The following is a 19,812-nucleotide window of genomic DNA, read 5'->3' as shown; positions in this document are numbered from 1 at the left end:
ACTGCTGTCTGAGATCCGGCTGCCAGGCCTGAAGGCCCGGCACCCCGGTTATCGGATTAGTGCTTGCGCAAGCCACCCAGCAAGGCGGCCAGCTGGCGCTTCGGCTTGACCGGCGCCGGTGCCTGCGCGGCCTGGACCGTTGCACTGCTCTTGCTTGGCTCATACGGCTTGAGGAACCATGGATCGACTTTTTCACGGCGCACCGGGCCGGACGGACGGCGTTCGCCCATGCGCTGTTCGCCACGCTCGCCACGGCCTTCGAAGTCGCGGCGTGGAGCGGCACTGGCGCTGGCGCCGGCGCTGCTGGCGGCACGGCGCTCGCCGTGGCGGTCATCGCGGCCCACGCGGGTCGACGGCGGCGTGAAGCCGGACACGTCGCCGCGCGGAATGGTTTGCTTGATCAGCTTTTCGATGTCGACCAGCAGGCGCTCGTCCTTGTCCGAATAAATCGAAATCGCATCGCCCGAGGCGCCGGCGCGGCCGGTACGGCCGATACGGTGCACATAGTCTTCCGCGTTGTACGGCAAGTCGAAGTTGATCACGCACGGCAAGTCGGAGATATCGAGGCCGCGCGCCGCGACGTCGGTCGCCACCAGGACATCGATTTCGCCTTTCTTGAACGCTTCCAGCGCGGCCATGCGTTCCTGCTGCGTCTTGTCGCCGTGGATGGCGGACGCTTTCATGCCTTCCTGCTCCAGGCCGCGCGCCAGGCGCGACGCGCCGATCTTGGTGTTCGAGAACACGATCACCTGCTTCAACTCGCGCTGGCGCAGCACGTGCGCCACGAAGTCACGCTTGTAGTCTTCCTGGACTTTATAGACCACCTGCGTCACGCGGTCGGCGGTGGCATTGCTGCGCGCCACTTCGATGGTGGTGGGGTTGTTCAGGAAGCTGCCAGCCAGTTTCTTGATCTCCTGCGAGAACGTGGCCGAGAACATCAGGTTCTGGCGCTGCTTCGGCAACAGGTTGATGATGCGCTGCAAGTCCGGCAGGAAGCCCATGTCGAGCATGCGGTCCGCTTCGTCCATCACCAGCATCTGCACTTGCGCCAGGCTGATGTTCTTTTGCTCGACGTGGTCGAGCAGGCGGCCCGGTGTGGCAATCACGATTTCCACGCCACGGCGCAGCGTTTCGGTTTGCGGTTTCATGTCCATGCCGCCAAACACCACGCAGGCGCGCAGCGGTGTGAACTGGCAATAGGCTTGCACGTTTTCCGCCACCTGCACCGCCAGTTCGCGGGTCGGCGTCAGGATCAGCGCGCGCACCGGATGGCGTGCCGGCGACATGCTGGAGTTGGCATGCGCCAGCAACAGCTGGATGATCGGCAGCGAGAAGCCGGCGGTCTTGCCGGTACCGGTCTGCGCGGCTCCCATCACATCGCGGCCTTGCAGCACCACCGGGATGGCTTGCGCCTGGATCGGGGTCGGATGCACATAGCCTTGCGCCGTCAGCGCACGCAGGATATCGGGCGACAGGCCGAAATCGGCAAAGCACACCTGCGCTGACGCGGCAGCGGGAACTTCAGCGGCCGGCGCGACAGGCGCAGATGCGGGAGCCGCATCGGCTGCGGTAACAGGAGCCTCGGCAGGCGCCGATTCTGGCGCTGAAACTGGCGCCGACACCTCAGCCGCAACAGGCGCCTCGACAGGGGCGGCAACGGACGGTTCAACAGTGGTCACGGGCGTTTCAACTGGTGCGGCGGAAGTATTCTGGAGTTCGGACATAAAATTATTCACAATGTTTCCGTGCGGGATACTATCATCCTGGACTCACCGTTCCTGGCAGACGTCGCCGGAAACGGGGGCATGGCGGGAAGGTGCGCTAATTGCAGGCTCTCAGCCGGAGCGCCCGCGCGGAAGGACACAAATTCAGCGGCCTACACGATACCCTAAATTTCGGCAACTGTACACGAGAACAGCATTTTTTCCAGAGAAAGTATTGCTCAACGTATAATAACAGGGATGGCCAACTTATCTTTCAACCCGCTGCAACGACGCAGCGTCCCGGGATTTGCCCTGGGTTTGACCCTGTTATCCGCCCTGTCCCAGCCGCTGACGACCGCCATCGCGTCAGCCCCGCCTGCCACGGCGGTCACGGCCCCGGTGACAGGCGCCGCGACCGCCGGCGCGGCAGCCGCGACCGACGCGCCCTCGCTGCGCTTCCGCAAACTGGGCCCGCTCGGCAATAACGAACCGTCCATGCTGGCATTGCTGCAGGACCGGCAAGGCTTCGTCTGGATCGGTACGCACAGCAATGGCTTGTACCGCTATAACGGTTACCACGCCGTCAAATTCGCGCACCAGCAAGATAAACCGGGCGCCTTGCCGCACGACCGCGTGGCCGCGCTGTTCGAAGATGCCGCCGGGCGGCTGTGGGCCGGCACGTCGAACGGCCTGGCCCGCTATAACCCGGAAAGCAACGATTTCACGCCATTCCTGCCGGAAGACGGGCCGCCCAACAAGGGCATCGTCAAGAACATCGTGGGTGACGGCAAGGGCGGCATGTGGGTCGGCACCTGGGGCGGCCTGCAGCATTTCGATCCGGCCGCCGGCAAGTTCAGCGCCACCTACCAGCACGATCCGCAACAGCCGGACAGCCTGGCCAGCAATGACTTGAATGCGCTGGCCGTCGACAGCCAGGGCGGCGTGTGGGCCGGCACCTGGCCGGGCGGCCTCGATTACCTGGCGCCCGGCGCCACCGGTTTCCGCCATTACAGGGTGGACCGTATCGACCGCGCGGACAAGCCGGACACCCGCCTCAACATCGTGCGCGCACTGCAATTCGACGGCCAGCACCGGCTGTGGATCGGCACGGAAGCGGGCGTGGTGGTGTGGGATACGCGCCAGCCATGGGAGCAGCGCCAACTGGCCGCTTCGCCAGCCAGCCGGGTCACGGGCTTTTATATCGACCGCGATCGCGCGCTGTGGGCCACCACCCTGTCGGCCGGCCTGCTGCGCTGGAATGAGGGCAGTCAACGCTTCGACCAGTACCAGCACCAGCCGGGCGATCCGCACTCGCTGCCCGGTAATAACCTGCGCGCCATGATGCAAGACCGGGGCGGCATGCTGTGGGTCGCGTCGTTTACGGACGGTGTCAGCCTGGCCAACCTGAACACGGCGGGATTCCGCCGCCATGTGCCGCACCGGCTCGACAACCGCGACCAGGCCGCCTCGAATGCCCTGCTCAGCCTGGCGCCGGCGCCGGGCGGCAAGGTCTGGCTTGGCGGCAACCTGGGCCTGAGCCTGTATGACCCGGCGACGGGGAAGGTGCAGCAACGCTGGCAAGGCGAGCCGGGCAAGACCGGCAAACTCAGTAATAACATCGCCTACAGTCTGCACCAGGATGACGCGGGCGGCCCGCTGTGGGTGGGCACCCCGACCGGATTGAACCGCCTCGACCAGGCCGGCGTGCAAGTGGTCCGCTTCGGCAATACCGCCAGCGATTACATCAACGCGATTACCCCCGGCAAGCAGGGCGTGCTGTGGCTGGGCACCGGAAACAGTCTGGTGCGCTACGACCCGCGCAGCGGCCAGCACCGGCTGTATTTCAATGACCCGGCCGATCCGCACAGCCGCGCGGTCAACGGCACCTCGGCCGTGCTGGAAGACCGCGCCGGCCGGGTGTGGGCCGGTTCCGAATGGAATGGCGGCGGGCTCGACATGCTCGATCCCGCCACCGGCCGCTTCCGCCACTTCCGCCACGTGGCGGGCGACGCCATGTCGCTGCTGGACGATAACGTCGCCAGCCTGCATGAAGATGCGCGGGGCGCCTTGTGGGTCGGCACCGCCAAGGGCTTGAACCAGGTGACGGTTGGCGGCGATGGCAAGGTCACGCTGCGCTCATGGGCGAAGGCGGTCAACAACGCCAAAGTGCTGGCGCTGCGCAGCGACCACGCGGGCCGGATCTGGGCCAGCACCATTGCCGGCCTGTACCGGATCGATCCGGCCAGCGGCCAGTCCATGCTGTACACGCCGTCCGACGGGCTGACCGATGGCTACACCATCAATTCCGTCGCCAGTGCGCCGGACGGGACGCTGTACTTTGGCGGCGTGCACGGCATGACCGCCGTGACGCCGGATGCGGTGCGCAGCATGTCGGTGGCGCCGCAAGTGGCGATCACGGACGTGACGGTCTTTAACCGTTCGCTGGGCGACAGCGTGCATGACGATGGCATCCGGCTGGAAGGCCCGCTGACGGCGCCGCGTGCGCTGACGCTGTCTTCGCAAGCCTCGGTGTTCTCGATTGAATTCGCCGCGCTGCATTACACGGAGCCGCTGCAAAACCGCTATGCCTACCAGCTGGTGGGCTTCGATCCGGACTGGGTGTATACCGATGCGGCGCACCGCAGCGCCAGCTATACCAACCTCAATCCCGGCACTTACACTTTCCGGGTGCGCGCCGCCAACCACCGTGGCGTCTGGAGTACCGAACCGGCCACCTTGTCGATCACGATCACGCCACCGTTCTGGCAGCGCTGGTGGTTCCGGCTGTCCGCCGCACTGCTGGTGCTGGGCGCGCTGGCCGGCGCCTACCGCTGGCGCATCCGCCGCCTGAAGCACCAGCAAGCATTGCTGGAACAGCTGGTCGCGGCCCGCACCGCGCAGCTGGAAGAATCGAACCGCAAACTGGAAGCGCTCAGCACCACCGATGGCTTGACGGGCGTGCGCAACCGGCGCGGCTTCGATGCGGCGCTGACGGCGGAATGGCGGCGCGCGGCGCGCACCGGGCAAACGCTGGCGCTGATGATGCTCGATGTCGACCACTTCAAGAAATACAACGACCTGTATGGCCACCAGGCCGGCGACGCCAGCCTGCGCCGGGTGGCACAACTGATCACATCGCACGGACGCCGCACCACGGACCTGGTGGCGCGCTATGGCGGTGAAGAATTTGTCTTGCTGTCCGCCAGCACCAACGCGGCCGACGCGTATGGCACGGCGGCCGCCATCTGCACCGAACTGCAGCGCCTGGCGCTGCCCCATGCGGCGTCGCCGTTCGGCGTGATCACGGTCAGCGTCGGCGTGGCCGTGCTGGCGCCCAATGAAAACAACACGCCGGAAGCCCTGGTGCAACTGGCGGATGAAGCGCTGTACCGCGCTAAACAAAAAGGCCGCAACCAGGCGTTGCTGGCCATGGACGATGCGGAAGCTGCATGAACCCGACCACACAACCTTTAACGACGGACCTGGACCCGCGCCCCGAACCACCGGAAGCGCCGCAACCGGGCGATTGCTGCCACAGCGGCTGCACTTATTGCGTGGAGGATTTGTATACCGAAGCGCTGTATAAATACCGGGAAGAGTTGGCTGCCTGGCTGGGCCGGCATCCGGATGCTTCCGCATGACGGACCGCGCACTCACGATGCGCCGGGACGCGTGCTCCGTAGGGCGGCTTTTACAAAGCCGCCTGCTTGTGTCAACGCGCCACATGCATGGCGGCTTCCGCTACGCGGAAACCGCCCTACGCAATGCCGCAACGTCAGGGTGTTGCGTCCCCGGGCTGCTTAGGCCGCATTAGAACTCTTCCCACTCGTCCGCGGTCGGCGCATTGGCGCGCTTGCGCGCCGTTGGCTGCGGCGCGGCTTCGGGCTCGGGTTTCGCCACGGACTTCGCCGCCGGCTTGGCCAGCGCCACCGCCCGCGTCGGGGCGGCGGGAACCGCCTTCGGTGCAGGCGCCTGCGCCGCACCCCGCGCCATCGCGCTGGCATCGAGCTTGAAGGCGCTGACCACCTCGCTCAAATGCGCCGCCTGTTCCATCATGGCTTCCGCGGCGGCCGCGGCCTGCTCCACCAGCGCCGCGTTTTGCTGCGTGGACTGATCCATGTCCGTGATGGCTTCATTGACTTGCGCAATGCCGCCGCTTTGCTCCTGGCTGGCCGCCGTGATTTCCGACATGATGTCAGTCACACGCGTAATGCTGGCCACGATTTCATTCATGGTGGCGCCCGCCTCATCGACCAGTTTCGATCCGGCTTCCACCTTGTCGACCGAGTCGCCAATCAGTGTTTTGATGTCCTTGGCGGCGGCCGCCGAGCGCTGCGCCAGCGAACGCACTTCGGACGCCACCACGGCAAAGCCCCGGCCCTGTTCTCCGGCTCTCGCCGCTTCCACCGCCGCATTGAGCGCCAGGATATTGGTCTGGAACGCAATGCCATCGATGACGGCAATGATGTCGACGATCTTGCGCGACGATTCATTGATCGACGCCATCGTGCCGACCACCTGGCTGACCACGTCGCCGCCTTTGACGGCAATGCCGGAAGCCGATTGCGCCAGCTGGTTGGCCTGGCGCGCATTATCGGCATTTTGCTTGACGGTCGACGTCAGCTGTTCCATCGACGACGCGGTTTCTTCCAGCGAGCCGGCCTGCTGCTCTGTGCGCGATGACAAGTCCAGGTTGCCCGACGCGATTTGCGTGGAAGCGGTGGCGATGGTATCGGTGCCGGTGCGCACTTGCGCCACCAGCAATTGCAGGCTGGCCAGCATGTCTTTGAGCGCCTGCATCAGGTCGCCGGTTTCACATTTGCTCTTGACGTCGATTGCGACCGTCAGGTCGCCCGCCGCCACCTTGCGCGCCACCGACACGGCTTCCTGCAGCGGCTTCGACACGATGCTGGCCAGCCACAGTTGCATGATGATGGCGATGACCATATTGGCCGCCACCAGCAGGCCGATCGACCACATCGAACGGTCAAACACCAAGTCGGCCGCCTTGTTGGCCGCCGCGCCCCCTTCGGCATTGAGCTTGACCAGCTTGTCGAGCGCGTCCGTCACTTGCACCAGTTTTTGCGTGGAAGCGCCGGTCGCCAGCGCCCGCGCGTCATCCTTGGCGCCCTGGCGCGACAAGGCCACCAGCTTGTCGTGTTCGACCATGAATTCCTGCCAGGCTTTCTTGAACTGGTCGTACAGCGCCTGCTCGTCCTTGCCGGAAATCAGCTTGGTATAGGCATTGATGTCCTGCATGAGATCGGCCTGCGTCGCGGCCATGCGCTTTTCATAGTCGGCATAGGCGGTGTCGCTGGCGGCGATCATGTGCGCCAGTTCCCAGCGGCGGAAATCGCCGACATTGGTGCGCATGTCCATGGCCGCCTGCACGCTCGGCATCCAGTCCGTGGCCTGCTCTTCCGATGCACTGTGGATGCGGCTCATGGCCATGATGGCATTGATGCCGAGGAACAGGGTCAACAGCTGGACGACCCCGAAGGTGAGATTAAGCTTCCTTGCGATCCGCAAGTTGTAGAACCACTTCATAATCTCTCCCTGTTGTTTGGATGAGTATGCAGAACGGCAACTACAGGTTTACATCATGGGCCACGCCTCGCCACAAAGCAAGAGCATGGGCACAACAATGTTCGCGCCCTAACTGACGAGCCGGCGGTCCGGCCCCAGCATGCGTCATGGACAGCCTATCTTCCCCCTCCCCTCCACGCGCCGCGCGAGGCGTGCAGCATGGATCTTGGACCAGCAAACTTGGTCCCGGCCTGGTGGCCGGCGCGGCCGACGACGATCCCAGCGGCATCGCCACCTATTCCCAGGCCGGTGCGCAATTCGGTTTCGGCATGCTATGGACTGTGCTGCTGACCTATCCGCTGATGGTGGGCATCCAGATGACCAGCGCGCGCATTGGCCGCGTGACCGGGCGCGGGCTGGCGTCCAATATCCGCCGCCATTGCCCGGCGCCGCTGCTGTACGCGATCGTGTTGCTGCTGCTGGTCGCCAACACCATCAATATCGCGGCCGACATGGCGGCCATGGGCCAGGCAGTGCAATTGCTGGCCGGCGGACCGGCGCCGCTGTATGCGGCGGGATTCGGCGTGCTGTCGCTGCTGCTGCAAATCTTTATTCCCTACCAGCGCTACGTGCACATCCTCAAATGGCTGACGCTGGCGCTGCTGGCGTATGTCGCCACCCTGCTGGTGGTGCGCGTGCCTTGGCTGCGCGTGCTGCACGACACCATGCTGCCCCAGTTGCAATGGACACCGGCGTGGCTGACCACCGTGGTGGCCGTGCTGGGCACCACCATCAGCCCGTACATGTTTTTCTGGCAGTCATCGCAGGAAGTGGAAGAGTTGCACGCCAACCCGCAAGCGGAAGCGCTGAAGCGGGCGCCGGACCAGGCGGAAGAAGAATACCGCCGCATCAAGCTCGATACGCTGACCGGCATGGGCTTTTCCAACCTGGTGGCGTTTTGCATCATGCTGACCGCGGCCATCACCTTGCACGCCCATGGCGTGCGCGAGATTGCCACGTCGGCGCAGGCGGCGTCCGCCCTGCGGCCGGTGGCGGGGGATTTTGCGTTCACCCTGTTTACGATCGGCATCATCGGCACGGGATTGCTGGCGATTCCCGTGCTGGCCGGTTCCGCCGCCTATGCGGTCGCCGGGGCATTCCACTGGCGCAGCAGCCTCGAGCTGGCGCCATCGGCCGCGCGCAAGTTTTACGGCATCATTGCCGCCTCCACCCTGGCAGGCGTGGCGCTGGGCTTTGCCCGGTTCGATCCGATCCAGGCGCTGTACTGGAGCGCGGTCATCAACGGCGTGATTGCCGTGCCGGTGATGGCGGTCATGATGCACCTGGGCGGAATGCCGTCCGTGATGGGAAAGCAAGTGCTGCCGGGCTGGCTGAAGGCGCTGGGCTGGGCGTGCACCGGGGCGATGGCGGCGGCTGTGGCGGCCATGCTGGTCACGATGGCATAACGATGGCATAACGATGGCGTAGCGATTGCGGCGCGGCGGCCACTCCGGTAAGCTGGAACGATGCGCCCCCTGACCGCCCTCGCCGCCGCCGCGGCTGCCGCACTGGCACTGCTGACGACCTTACCCGCGTTCGCGGAGCGGCCGTTTCCGCCCAACGCCAAACGGGGCGTGATGACGCCCGCCTACCATCCCGACATCATCATCGATGGCAAGACCCGCCGCCTGGCGCCGGCCGCCCGCATCTTCAACCAGGACAACCTGATCGAAGTCCCGGCCAGCCTGCGCGGCAGGAATATCGTGGTGAAGTATGAAGAAGACCGGGAAGGATTGATCGTCAACGTGTGGATGCTGACGCCGGAAGAAGCCGGCCGGTGAGTGCCGGCCGGGGATGACGTCACAGGAAGATAATTGCCGCCGCCAGACCGATAATCAGGCCAAACTTGGTGGCCTTATACGCGGTCTTGTTCCACGCCTTGAAGCGGCGGCGGTACTGCCCCATGTAAAACGAAATCTTGAACAGTTTCGAGACCAGCCCGGTCTGGTCGCCGGTTTCATTCGGCGAGCTGGCCGCCGTCATCATGGTGCGGCCCAGGAACCGGTTGATGGCCTGCGCCCAGCCGAAGCGCATTGGACGCTCGACGTCGCAGAACAAAATAATGCGGTCGCTGTCACTGCCATTGATGGCCCAGTGAATATAAGTTTCATCGAACATCACGCCCTGGCCGTCGCGCCAGCTGTGGCGCTCGCCATCGACATCGATAAAGCAGCGGTCATCGTTCGGCGTCGCCAGGCCCAGGTGGTAGCGCAGCGAACCGGCGAACGGGTCGCGGTGCGGGTTCAGCTTGCCGCCCGGCGGCAATTCCGCAAACATCGCGGCTTTCACGGACGGGATGCTTTTCAGCAGCGCATAGGTCTGCGGGCACAACTGCTCGGCCGACGGGTGGCTGGCGTCATACCATTTCAGGTAAAAACGCTTCCAGCCATTCTTGAAGAAGGAATTGAAGCCGGCATCGTCATTTTGCTCGGCCGCCTTGATCTTTTGCAGCGCCCGCAATGCTTCCGCTTCGGCCCGGATCACTTGCCAGTTGGCGGCCAGCGGTTCCAGTTCCTTGAACTGCTCCAGCGACAGATATGGCTTCGATGGCACGCGGGAAAACGTGTGCATGAACCAGTTGATCGGCGCCATGAATGACGAATGGTCAAACAACTGGCGCATGAAGGGCAGGCGCACCTTGCCACGGAAGTGAATGTGGAAAACAGACAGTAAATAAATCGAAACCAGCGCCAGCTTCATGAAGCCTCCAGCATTTGAGCAATCGGTAATGATACCGTCAAATACCAGCCCCTGCCCGATTTCGTTGCCATAACGATATCAACAAGTCAATATTGCCGGTCTATTCCGTGACCTGTAGTCATCACCACGCCACACACCCGCTGTATCGTCCCGGGGCGCACTGCAGGGAGCTCAACATGAAGGACAGCATGCGTGCTTCCTCAGCCGTATTTACGATCCGCTGAAGCAGTGGAAACTCAGCCCGATGGACCTGGAATCGCGCCGCCGCCGGGAAGAGTACACCAAGGCCAAGGAAGCCATGCTGGAGCGGACCCACCTGCTGCGGCAAGTGCCGTACACGGACGTGCCGCAAGCGGTGATCCAGTTGCCGGAACGCGAGTACCACGACGACGATGAGCGCCGTCCAGTCCCGGCGGACATGTCCGTGCCGGAGCGCTACTGAGCTTACCCATCCGTCCCGTCACCACGGGATAAACATCAGCAGCAACACGAACATCAATAATGCAATCAGCACACTGGCAAAGTGGCGGCCGCGGCGCGGCTGTATGCCTCCGGGGAGTCGCATGATGGTCTCCATCGTGGGTAGCGATGGAGCCAGTCTAGGCTGGCCTCACGCTGCTGTATGTTCTGCGGCGCACACAGCCATGCATGCCGCGTTTATTGCCGGGTGCCTTCATCGACCGGCGCGCCGTTTTCCAGCACCACGAAGCCGGGTGACTTGCCATTGGCGGCGGTTTTAAAATCCACCACGATATCGCGTTCTTTCATGAAGAACTGCGTGGCCGACATCGGATACAGGGTCACGGCGTTGCCGCCCACATCCACCGACAAATTGCCGCCGGCGCGCTGGAACACCAGCACCGGCTGGATCTTGGCGGCATAGCGGCCCGCATAGCTGTCCAGGTCCGCAGCACTCAACTGGATCACTTTGCGCTCGCCGTCCTGCGCGACCGGCTGATGGTCATAGCTCACCACGCGCGACAGCTTCCAGCCTTTATCCTGCTTGACCCACAACGCGGAAAAGCGCGCGTTATCGGTCGGCACCGCCGCGCCGTTGGCTTTCATCACGCGGAAGAAGTAGTGCTGTCCCGTGACCAGCGCGCCATACACTTCATTGCCCCGGCGCAGCAGGAAGGCCTGGGTCTCTTCCGGGGCCGCATCGCGGCGGATGGTGGCATCCGTGTGCGAGCAGATATTGTTACGCACGGAACCGGTCAGGTCGGCCCGGCCATGCGTGATGCCGCCCAGGTCGTGATAGAACTCGACATCTTCCGCTGTCAGCGCATCGAGCGCCTTGTAGTCGCAGCTGTTATACGCCTTCCAATACGCTGCATCGGCCGCCTTGATTTCCGCCTTGATTTCCGCCTTGATTTCCGCCTTGATTTCCGCCTGGATGACCGTGGTGTCCGCCGATGCCGTGTGCGGCAACGCGAAGATCGTCACCGCACCGATTGCTGCGACCGCGGCCGAGCATGTGGCCAGAGTCCGAACCTTTTTCATGAGTGCCTTCCTTGTTGGTTGAGAAGGGTTTCAGTCTAGGTTCGCTGCATGAAGAGTTGATGAAGGGTGGGTGAAGGATTGCTGAAGGTTCAGGCGCGTTCGGCGGTAGTGCAATGTAAAAAGGGACTTAGAAATATACCCTAAGTCCCTGATTACAATACGAATTTGGTAGGCCCTCCCAGAGTCGAACTGGGCACCAAAGGATTATGAGTCCTCTGCTCTAACCAAGCATGAGCTAAGGGCCCTGAGGGGTACTGCATCAGGCAACGGCACACACCGCCCCTGATCCGAAAATTCCGGACACAGGAGCATAGGTGCAACACCGCAGCCCGTCAAGACTTAATTACCTTCCAGGAAGCTCTTCAGCTTGTCGGAACGCGAGGGGTGGCGCAGCTTGCGCAGCGCTTTGGCTTCGATCTGGCGGATCCGTTCGCGGGTCACGTCAAACTGCTTGCCGACCTCTTCCAGCGTGTGGTCGGTCGACATTTCGATACCGAAGCGCATGCGCAGCACCTTCGCTTCGCGCGGCGTCAGCGAATCCAGCACATCCTTCACCACCCCGCGCATCGAGGCATGCAACGCCGCGTCCGATGGCGCCAGCGTGTTGTTGTCTTCGATGAAGTCGCCCAGGTGGGAATCGTCGTCGTCACCGATCGGCGTTTCCATGGAGATCGGCTCTTTCGCGATCTTCATGATCTTGCGGATCTTATCTTCCGGCATTTCCATCTTGATCGCCAACGTGGCCGGATCCGGCTCGGCGCCGGTTTCCTGCAAGATCTGGCGCGAGATGCGGTTCATCTTGTTGATGGTCTCGATCATGTGCACCGGAATCCGGATGGTGCGCGCCTGGTCGGCGATCGAGCGGGTGATGGCCTGGCGGATCCACCACGTGGCGTAGGTCGAGAATTTGTAGCCGCGGCGGTATTCGAATTTATCCACCGCCTTCATCAAGCCGATATTGCCTTCCTGGATCAGGTCCAGGAATTGCAGGCCGCGGTTGGTGTATTTCTTCGCGATGGAAATCACCAGGCGCAAGTTCGCTTCCGTCATTTCCCGCTTGGCCTTGCGCGCCTTCATTTCACCGGCCGCCATCTGGCGGTTGATGTTGCGCAAGTCCGGCAGCGGCAGCACGACGCGCGCCTGCAAGTCGATCAGGCGCTGCTGCAATTCCTTGATGGTCGGGATGTTACGGCCCAGGATCGCGCTGTACGCGTGACCGGCCGCCACTTCGCCATCGACCCATTCCAGGTTGGTTTCGTTGCCCGGGAAGACCTTGATGAAGTGGGCGCGCGGCATGCCGCACTTGTTCACGGCCACGTCGAGGATTTGCTTCTCGATGTGACGCACTTCATCGACCTGGCCACGCAGGGTGTCGCACAGTTTTTCCACGACCTTGGCGGTGAAGCGGATCCCCAGCAATTCATTGGAAATCGCTTCCTGCGCTTTGACGTAGGCTTTCGAGTTGTAGCCGTCTTTCTCGAAGGCGCGGCGCATCTTGTCGAATTGCTGCGAGATGAGGTCGAATTTTTCCAGCGCCGTGTTTTTCAACTGCTCCAGCTGCTCGGCCGAATAACCGGCGGCGGCGGCGGCCGGGCTGGCCTCTTCTTCCTCTTCTTCTTCCTCTTCTTCCTCGTCCTCGTCCTCGTCGTCTTCATCGGACGCGGCGGCGGCAGGCGCTGGCTGGTCGTCGTTGTCGTCTACCAGGCCGTCGACGATTTCATCGATCTTGATTTCATCGTTGCGGATACGGTCGGAGGCGGCAATGATTTCCGCGATGGTGACCGGGCAGGCGGAAATCGCCTGGATCATGTCTTTCAAGCCGTCTTCAATCCGCTTAGCGATTTCGATTTCGCCTTCGCGCGTCAGCAGCTCGACCGAACCCATTTCCCGCATGTACATGCGGACTGGATCGGTGGTGCGGCCAAAGTCGGAATCCACGGTCGACAGTGCCGCCTCGGCCGCCGCTTCCGCTTCATCGTCGCTGGCCACATTGGCCACGCTATCGGACAGTAACAGGGTTTCCGCATCGGGCGCATGCTCGTAGACGGCAATGCCCATGTCGTTGAAGGTGCCGATAATGCCTTCGATCGCTTCCGGATCGACGATATTTTCTGGCAGGTGGTCGTTGATTTCAGCGTAGGTCAGGAAACCGCGTTCCTTGCCGAACTTGATGAGGGTCTTGAGTTTTTGGCGGCGGCGCTCGAGTTCTTCCTCGGTCGCTTCCGTGTCGGACGAAAACGCGTCCTTCAGCAACGCCTTTTCCTTGGCCTTGCGATCCTTGGCCTTCGCTTTGTCCACGGCTTTCAGCTCGGCACGCTCGACCGCATTCAATGCGGCGATTTCTTCGTTTTCCGGCGTGAATTCCTTGGGCTTGCGTCCCCGCCGCCCCGGCACCTTCACGGACGGCAAGACATAGCCGGAAGTGTCGATGGCAGCCAGGGCTGCGGCATCCGTGGTCTGGCTGACTGCCGGTGGCGCATTGGTGCGCGCTTCCGATTTGTCGGCCGACTTCGCGGCCTTGGCAGTCACTTTGCTGGGCTTGTCAGCCGCTTGGGATTCAGGTTTCTTTGTTGGCACAGGCGCTTTCGATTACACAACGACTTGCTTTACGGGTTAGGATAAAGTTCTTGCAACAATGCTACTACTTATACCTTCCAGCTCCTAACCGTGCTGAGCACAGCAGGAATCACCACCCCATGACCTCAACCCTAGGTCATGCTTGGCAGAAATTCTACTGTATGACAGCGCGTGGGGGCTAGAGCCTGACAGGCACCGGAAAAGGTACTGTTGCTGCCGCACCGTCCGTGCCCGAAGTCTGGCCCTGGCCGCCGGCTACCAACCTGCTGTGCCGATCAAGAGCCTAACTTACTGAAATCAAACCAAATTTTGCCTAAACAAAGCTAAGCGAAAAGTCAACACTTAGCGTTTTATTATAGCACGCCACTTTACAAATTCCAGAGGGAACGCCCCGGGTTCCCCCTATACGCGACGGACTATAATTCACCCTTTACCGGCCGGGTAATCCCACCTCGGCTTCCCTGCGCAACTGGTCTTGCATGGCGGAGATTTCACGGAAGCGGTCACTGATCTCCGCCGCTGATTTTCCGCACGTAAACAACTGGTCCAGTTCCGCTTTCAGCGCATCAAGCTTGATCTGGCGGATCGCGCTGGCCACATATTGCTTCACGGCGTCAAATTCCGATTCCGCGCTTTCCGACGAGATTTCCGTGATGATCGCGTCGTACTCGTTACCCTGCTCCTTCAGGTGCATCGCCAGCGAAGCAAAGTTGCCTTGCGGCCCCAGCGCCCGCGCTGCCGACACCAGCTGGCGCAGCCGCTCCGCCCGTTCCGGCCCGAAGCTGTCAAACGCCGCCAGGCCCGAGTCATCAATCTCGAGCGCCAGCGCCGGGTGCGCCACCAGGTGCCGCACGATCTGCAATTCCAGGCCCACCGGCTCCGGCCGCGACGACCTCGGCGGCGCGCGGCGCACTTCCGCCACCGGCTTGCTCAATTCGCACAGCGCCTCGATTTCACCGGGACTGCTCTGCGTCATGGCGGCCAGCCCGCGCACGATCTGCAACCGCAACGCCGACGGCGTCATGGCCTGCAACATCGGCTTGGCGTCAAATTGCACACGCGCACGGCCTTCCGGCTCACTCAAATCAAAGTCCGCCGCCACTTCCCGCAACAGGAATTGCGACAGCGGCATGGCTTCGTGGACCTGCTGCTCGAAGGCGGCAGTACCGTTTTCACGGATATAGCTGTCCGGATCGTGCTCGGCTGGCAGGAACAGGAATTTGATGGTCTTGTTGTCCGACACATGCGGCAGGCAAGCTTCCAGCGCGCGCCGCGCGGCGCGGCGGCCGGCCTTGTCGCCGTCGAAACTGAAGATCACATTGTCTGTTTGACGCAACAGCTTTTGCACGTGGGTGGTGGTGCAAGCCGTACCCAGGGTCGCCACGGCTTGTGGGAAACCCATCTGGGCCAGCGCCACCACATCCATATAGCCTTCCGTCACCAGCACATAACCCGCATCGCGGATTGCCTGCCGGGCTTCGAACAAGCCATACAACTCGTGGCCCTTGGAAAATAGGGGCGTCTCGGGAGAATTCAAGTACTTGGGCTCGCCTTGCTCCATGATCCGGCCGCCGAAGGCAATCACTTGCCCCTTGGTATTGCGAATCGGGAACATCACCCGCTCGCGGAAGCGGTCATAGCGCTTGTTGCGGTTGCCTTCCTCATCGACCTTGTCGATGACCAGGCCCGCCTCGACCAGCGCCGGCGCGTCGTAATCACGGAATACGCTGCGCAAGTTGTCCCAACCGCCTGGCGCATAGCCGAGGGCAAAGCGGGCCGCAATTTCGCCCGTCAGGCCACGGCCTTTCAGATAGCCAATCGCGGCGGGCGCCTGGCGCAACTGCAGCTTGTAGTAGTCGGCGGCCTGGGTCATCGCATCGGACAACGCGAGGCTTTGCGCCTGCATTTGCGCGCGCTGCGCGGGTGGAATGCGGTCATCCTGCTCCGGCACCACCATGCCCACGCCTTGCGCCAGGTCTTTGACGGCATCGACAAAGCCCATGCCGGAATACTCGATCAGGAAACCGATCGACGTGCCATGGGCGCCGCAACCGAAGCAGTGATAAAACTGCTTGGTGGGACTGACGGTGAAGCTGGGGGATTTTTCGCTGTGGAATGGGCACAGGCCCATGTAATTGGCGCCGCCCTTTTTCAGCTGGACGTAACGGCCGACCACGTCAACGATATCAACGCGGTTGAGCAGATCGGAAATGAAGGATTGAGGGATCATCGGCGATCGGTCTGCTTAAAACGATTTCAATAAAGGCGGATAAGGCCTGGCCGTCATCCGCCATAGCCGGCATCACGCCGGCGTCAGCACCGTAGGGCGGTTTTCGCGTAGCGAAAGCCGCCATGCCGGCATCACGCCGGCGTCAGCGCCTTCTTCACCAGCGCGGACACCACGGTCATGTCGGCGCGGCCAGCCAGCTTCGGCTTCACGATGGCCATGACCTTGCCCATGTCCTGCGGACCGGCAGCACCGGAAGCCGCCACGGCCGCCGCCACTTCAGCCGCCACTTCCTCGTCGGACAGCCCGGCCGGCATGTACGCCACCAGCACCGCCAATTCGGCTTTTTCAATGTCCGCCAGGTCGGCACGGCCGCCGGCTTCGAATTGCGTGATCGAATCCTTGCGCTGCTTGAGCATTTTTTCCACGATGGCAACAACTTGCGCATCGTTCAACTCGATCTGCTCATCGACTTCCTTGCGCTTGATTTCCGCCAGCAACAGGCGGATGGTGCCCAGCTTGCCCGCTTCCTTGGCGCGCATCGCGGCTTTCATGTCATCGGAGATCTGTGTTTTCAAAGTCATGTCGGTATCCTGAAAGAGGCGCTGGAACAAAGCGCAAAAAACGAAAACCCGCTGCGGAACAAACCGGAGCGGGCATTCAACTGCACAGGTGAGCCCGCGGCGCGATGCCGTACTGCCGGGCCATCCTGAATGGCAGAATTAGTACAGTTTCTTAGGCAGTTGCTGGCTGCGGATGCGCTTGTAGTGGCGCTTCACTGCAGCTGCCAGCTTGCGCTTGCGCTCAGCCGTTGGCTTTTCGTAGAACTCGCGTGCGCGCAGTTCGGTCAGCAGGCCGGTTTTTTCGATGGTGCGTTTGAAGCGACGCATTGCGACTTCGAACGGCTCGTTTTCTTTGAGGCGAATGGTGGTCATGTAAAAATTCAAACCGTTAGATTTAGGAAGAAGAAGATAGTAGCAGCTTTTGGCCCAATTGGGAAGAGCTTTGGACGCCGAACCGGCTCAACAGGCCAGTTTCATGGTGAAACTGTCTGATTTGAGCAATCTTTTCGTCCTGCCAATATCGGTTCCCGGTCTGTTGCTTCCTGACCGGGATGACAAGTATATCAGACCGCCTGTCCGGCTGCCACTCCCGAAGCCCAGGCCCACTGGAAGTTGTAGCCTCCCAGCCACCCCGTCACATCGACCGATTCACCAATGAAATACAGCCCCGGCACTTTATTCGCCATCATGGTTTGCTGCGACAATTCCCGCGTATCGACCCCGCCGCGCGTGACTTCCGCCTTGCGATATCCCTCGGAACCGTTGGGCGTGATGGTCCACTGGTTCAGCAACTGGCCCAGCTTGCGCAATTGCGCATCGGGCATGTCGGCCAGCCGGACTTCGCTGTTAAAACTGTGCGCCAGCAGCAAGCCATCGGCCAGGCGCGCCGGCAGCCATTGCGACAGCACGTTGCCCAGCTGCTTTTTCGTCGAATGCTTGGCGTCGATCAACTCTTGCACCACATCCATTTCCGGCAACAGGTTGATGGTGATCGGGTTACCGGCTTGCCAGAACGACGAGATTTGCAGGATCGCCGGGCCGGACAGGCCGCGGTGCGTGAACAGCAAGTCTTCGCGGAAGCGCGCACCGTCGGCATTGCGGCCTTTCAGCGACCCGGTTTCCACGTCCACTTCCAGGGAAATCCCGGCCAGCGGCACGAACGGCGCCCATTCCTGGGCATCAAAGGTCAGCGGCACCAGCGCGGGGCGGGTGTCCACCAGTTTCAGGCCGAATTGTTTGGCAATGCGGTAGCCGAAATCCGTGGCGCCGATTTTCGGGATCGACAGGCCGCCGGTGGCGATCACCACGCTTTGCACATTGACCACGCCGGTATCGGTATAGATGGTGAAACCACCCTCGCCCGGCGCGCCCGGCTCGATGCTGTCGACCTTGGCGGGCATGCGCCAGTGCACGTTACCGACCGCGCATTCGGCTTTCAGCATGTTGATGATGTCGTCGGCCGAACTATCGCAGAACAACTGGCCTTTGTGCTTTTCGTGGTGGGCGATGCGATGCTTTTTCACCAGCGCGAGGAAATCCTGCGGGGTGTAGCGCGACAGCGCGCTTTTACAGAAGTGCGGGTTTTGCGACAGGAAATTCGCCGGACTCGCATTGACGTTGGTGAAATTACAGCGTCCACCGCCGGAAATGCGGATTTTCTCGGCCAGCTTGTCCGCATGGTCGATCAACACCACGCGCCGCCCGCGCTTGCCCGCTTCCGCCGCGCACATCATGCCGGCCGCGCCCGCGCCGATCACTGCCACATCAAACTGCTTCATATCCGCCTCGGAACGTAAAACCCGCCATTGTAAGCCCGGGGCAGCCATTGCCCGGATTTGTCCGAATATTTGCCCGAATGCAAAAAGCTACTCGACATTTCAGGGCCTGGCCCCATATTGTCGAGTAGATGATCACAGGGCGCGGGCGGCTTTCGCGCATTGCGCCACCTGTTCCGCAATCGACGCGGGAACCGGAACCTCGCCGCGCAGTACCGAGGCGATCCACGCGGCCGTGGCGGTGGCGCTTTTATCGTCCGGCAGCACCACGTCTTCTTCCGCTTCCTGCGCCTTTTCCACCAGCACCGTGCGTTCATGCTGGTGGAACCAGTCGATCTTTTGTCCCTTGTTGGCATTGGCCACCGTCTCGCCTTCCGTGCCACGCATCAGGAAGGCATCGCCGCGCGCCGGGTCCACCGCCGTGGTGAAGTATTCGCCCAGCATTTCCAGGTACTCCGGGTGCGTATACGACACCAGCCGCAGCGCGGGGCCCGCGAACGGCTGCATGATCTTCACCAGCGTATGGGTCGAATTGCGCACGCCGAGGCGGCGCCGCAGCGACAGCATATGGGCCAGCTTCGGCGCCAGCGCGTCGATCGTGATGAAGGCCGGTTTGCCGTCGGCCAGCAGCGCTTCCGCTTCGGCATGGTTGCCGGCCGGCGCAATGCCCAGTTCCGCCAGCACTTCCGCCGTCGCCACGCGGCCCGGGTCGTGCGGCACGCCGTGCACCAGCACCGGCACGCCTTCGCGCGCCAGCAGCAGCGCCAGCAGCGCCGTCAGGTTGGCCATCTTGCGGGCGCCGTTATAGCTGGGGATGATCACCGGCGCGCAGGCGCCTGCCGGCGCGCGCAGCGGCGTGAAGGACGCTTCCGCCGCATCGAGGAAACCGGCGATTTCCTCGACGGATTCGCCCTTGATGCGCATCGCCAGCAAAATGCCGCCCAGTTCCAGGTCGCTGACGCGGCCATCGAGCATGGCGGCATACAGGTCGCGGGCGTCACTGCGCGCCATGCTGCGCGCGCCTTTCTTGCCACGGCCGATCTCTTTGATGATGTGGGCGGCGGCGTATGGATTCGGGTGTGGTGTCGTCATAGGGCGCAAGCTTACTACATCAAGACAAGCGGCAGCGGGCAGAGCTGCGTCAATTCAGCTACACTTGTCAGTTCCCCCATGATCAGCAA

The 19,812-nt window shown here is 62.4% G+C and carries 14 protein-coding genes, 1 tRNA gene and 1 pseudogene; 5 read left to right on the top strand and 11 right to left on the bottom strand.

Going from position 1 to position 19,812, the window contains the following annotated elements; translation table 11 throughout:
• Window positions 1-56: 56 nt before the first annotated feature.
• Window positions 57-1,496, bottom strand: a complete 1,440-nt coding sequence (locus tag AC1RRC_RS18635; RefSeq protein WP_493057307.1) for a DEAD/DEAH box helicase — start codon at window positions 1,494-1,496, stop codon at window positions 57-59.
• 465 nt (window positions 1,497-1,961) lie between these two features.
• Between AC1RRC_RS18635 and AC1RRC_RS18630 the strand changes: the two genes are divergently transcribed.
• Together AC1RRC_RS18630 and AC1RRC_RS18625 are read left to right on the top strand one after the other, a co-directional pair.
• The gene (locus tag AC1RRC_RS18630; protein WP_493057016.1) at window positions 1,962-5,156 is read left to right on the top strand and encodes a diguanylate cyclase domain-containing protein; all 3,195 of its coding nucleotides are present in this window, start codon (window positions 1,962-1,964) and stop codon (window positions 5,154-5,156) included.
• The gene (locus tag AC1RRC_RS18625) at window positions 5,153-5,344 is read left to right on the top strand and encodes an oxidoreductase-like domain-containing protein (RefSeq protein WP_493057015.1); all 192 of its coding nucleotides are present in this window, start codon (window positions 5,153-5,155) and stop codon (window positions 5,342-5,344) included. Before AC1RRC_RS18630 ends, AC1RRC_RS18625 begins: the two co-directional genes overlap by 4 nt.
• 169 nt (window positions 5,345-5,513) lie before the next feature.
• Here AC1RRC_RS18625 and AC1RRC_RS18620 read toward each other — a convergent pair whose 3' ends face one another.
• Window positions 5,514-7,250 (bottom strand): methyl-accepting chemotaxis protein, encoded by a 1,737-nt coding sequence (locus AC1RRC_RS18620; RefSeq protein WP_493057014.1) that lies wholly within the window; start codon window positions 7,248-7,250, stop codon window positions 5,514-5,516.
• A 146-nt stretch (window positions 7,251-7,396) separates the two neighbouring features.
• On the opposite strand from AC1RRC_RS18620, the gene AC1RRC_RS18615 reads away from it, so the two are divergent.
• Both AC1RRC_RS18615 and AC1RRC_RS18610 read left to right on the top strand, forming a co-directional pair.
• Window positions 7,397-8,695, top strand: a complete 1,299-nt coding sequence (locus AC1RRC_RS18615; protein ID WP_493057013.1) for an NRAMP family divalent metal transporter — start codon at window positions 7,397-7,399, stop codon at window positions 8,693-8,695.
• A gap of 60 nt (window positions 8,696-8,755) precedes the next feature.
• Window positions 8,756-9,070: a hypothetical protein gene (locus AC1RRC_RS18610; protein ID WP_493057012.1), complete on the top strand. Its 315-nt coding sequence runs from the start codon at window positions 8,756-8,758 to the stop codon at window positions 9,068-9,070.
• Between the two features lie 19 nt (window positions 9,071-9,089).
• Here AC1RRC_RS18610 and lpxO read toward each other — a convergent pair whose 3' ends face one another.
• Window positions 9,090-9,989 carry a lipid A hydroxylase LpxO gene (lpxO, locus tag AC1RRC_RS18605; protein WP_493057011.1) on the bottom strand — a complete coding sequence of 300 codons (900 nt, stop codon included), beginning with the start codon at window positions 9,987-9,989 and terminating at the stop codon, window positions 9,090-9,092.
• A gap of 178 nt (window positions 9,990-10,167) precedes the next feature.
• On the opposite strand from lpxO, the pseudogene AC1RRC_RS18600 reads away from it, so the two are divergent.
• Window positions 10,168-10,431 (top strand): annotated as a pseudogene (locus AC1RRC_RS18600) (polyphosphate kinase 2); the annotation flags it as partial.
• A 215-nt stretch (window positions 10,432-10,646) separates the two neighbouring features.
• On the opposite strand, the gene AC1RRC_RS18595 reads toward AC1RRC_RS18600, so the two are convergent.
• The 8 genes from AC1RRC_RS18595 to ybiB form a co-directional block, all read right to left on the bottom strand.
• Window positions 10,647-11,489: a nuclear transport factor 2 family protein gene (locus AC1RRC_RS18595; RefSeq protein ID WP_493057010.1), complete on the bottom strand. Its 843-nt coding sequence runs from the start codon at window positions 11,487-11,489 to the stop codon at window positions 10,647-10,649.
• A gap of 166 nt (window positions 11,490-11,655) precedes the next feature.
• Window positions 11,656-11,734 (bottom strand) — tRNA-Ile (locus AC1RRC_RS18590).
• A gap of 94 nt (window positions 11,735-11,828) precedes the next feature.
• Entirely contained in the window at window positions 11,829-14,018 is a 2,190-nt protein-coding gene (gene rpoD, locus AC1RRC_RS18585) for an RNA polymerase sigma factor RpoD (protein WP_493057009.1), read from the bottom strand.
• A 478-nt stretch (window positions 14,019-14,496) separates the two neighbouring features.
• Window positions 14,497-16,296, bottom strand: a complete 1,800-nt coding sequence (dnaG, locus tag AC1RRC_RS18580; RefSeq protein WP_493057008.1) for a DNA primase — start codon at window positions 16,294-16,296, stop codon at window positions 14,497-14,499.
• A 131-nt stretch (window positions 16,297-16,427) separates the two neighbouring features.
• Window positions 16,428-16,877, bottom strand: a complete 450-nt coding sequence (locus AC1RRC_RS18575) for a GatB/YqeY domain-containing protein (RefSeq protein WP_493057007.1) — start codon at window positions 16,875-16,877, stop codon at window positions 16,428-16,430.
• Window positions 16,878-17,015: 138 nt separating this feature from the next.
• On the bottom strand, window positions 17,016-17,228 hold the full coding sequence (rpsU, locus tag AC1RRC_RS18570) for a 30S ribosomal protein S21 (RefSeq protein WP_005665410.1): 213 nt from the start codon (window positions 17,226-17,228) through the stop codon (window positions 17,016-17,018).
• A 191-nt stretch (window positions 17,229-17,419) separates the two neighbouring features.
• On the bottom strand, window positions 17,420-18,634 hold the full coding sequence (locus tag AC1RRC_RS18565; RefSeq protein WP_493057006.1) for a BaiN/RdsA family NAD(P)/FAD-dependent oxidoreductase: 1,215 nt from the start codon (window positions 18,632-18,634) through the stop codon (window positions 17,420-17,422).
• Window positions 18,635-18,766: 132 nt separating this feature from the next.
• Window positions 18,767-19,723: a DNA-binding protein YbiB gene (gene ybiB / locus AC1RRC_RS18560; protein WP_493057005.1), complete on the bottom strand. Its 957-nt coding sequence runs from the start codon at window positions 19,721-19,723 to the stop codon at window positions 18,767-18,769.
• Window positions 19,724-19,812 lie beyond the last annotated feature (89 nt).

This window comes from Pseudoduganella sp. GW821-FHT12E03, from assembly GCF_058807115.1.
This window is presented reverse-complemented; position numbering and strand designations above follow the sequence as displayed.

Coding starts and splice junctions, on each gene's coding strand:
- AC1RRC_RS18610 (WP_493057012.1), top strand. CDS start 8,756: ATGCGCCCCCTGACCGCCCTCGCCGCCGCCGCGGCTGCCGCACTGGCA.
- lpxO (WP_493057011.1), bottom strand. CDS start 9,989: ATGAAGCTGGCGCTGGTTTCGATTTATTTACTGTCTGTTTTCCACATT.
- dnaG (WP_493057008.1), bottom strand. CDS start 16,296: ATGATCCCTCAATCCTTCATTTCCGATCTGCTCAACCGCGTTGATATC.
- AC1RRC_RS18630 (WP_493057016.1), top strand. CDS start 1,962: ATGGCCAACTTATCTTTCAACCCGCTGCAACGACGCAGCGTCCCGGGA.
- AC1RRC_RS18575 (WP_493057007.1), bottom strand. CDS start 16,877: ATGACTTTGAAAACACAGATCTCCGATGACATGAAAGCCGCGATGCGC.
- AC1RRC_RS18620 (WP_493057014.1), bottom strand. CDS start 7,250: ATGAAGTGGTTCTACAACTTGCGGATCGCAAGGAAGCTTAATCTCACC.
- AC1RRC_RS18595 (WP_493057010.1), bottom strand. CDS start 11,489: ATGAAAAAGGTTCGGACTCTGGCCACATGCTCGGCCGCGGTCGCAGCA.
- AC1RRC_RS18625 (WP_493057015.1), top strand. CDS start 5,153: ATGAACCCGACCACACAACCTTTAACGACGGACCTGGACCCGCGCCCC.
- rpsU (WP_005665410.1), bottom strand. CDS start 17,228: ATGACCACCATTCGCCTCAAAGAAAACGAGCCGTTCGAAGTCGCAATG.
- ybiB (WP_493057005.1), bottom strand. CDS start 19,723: ATGACGACACCACACCCGAATCCATACGCCGCCGCCCACATCATCAAA.
- AC1RRC_RS18615 (WP_493057013.1), top strand. CDS start 7,397: ATGGACAGCCTATCTTCCCCCTCCCCTCCACGCGCCGCGCGAGGCGTG.
- AC1RRC_RS18565 (WP_493057006.1), bottom strand. CDS start 18,634: ATGAAGCAGTTTGATGTGGCAGTGATCGGCGCGGGCGCGGCCGGCATG.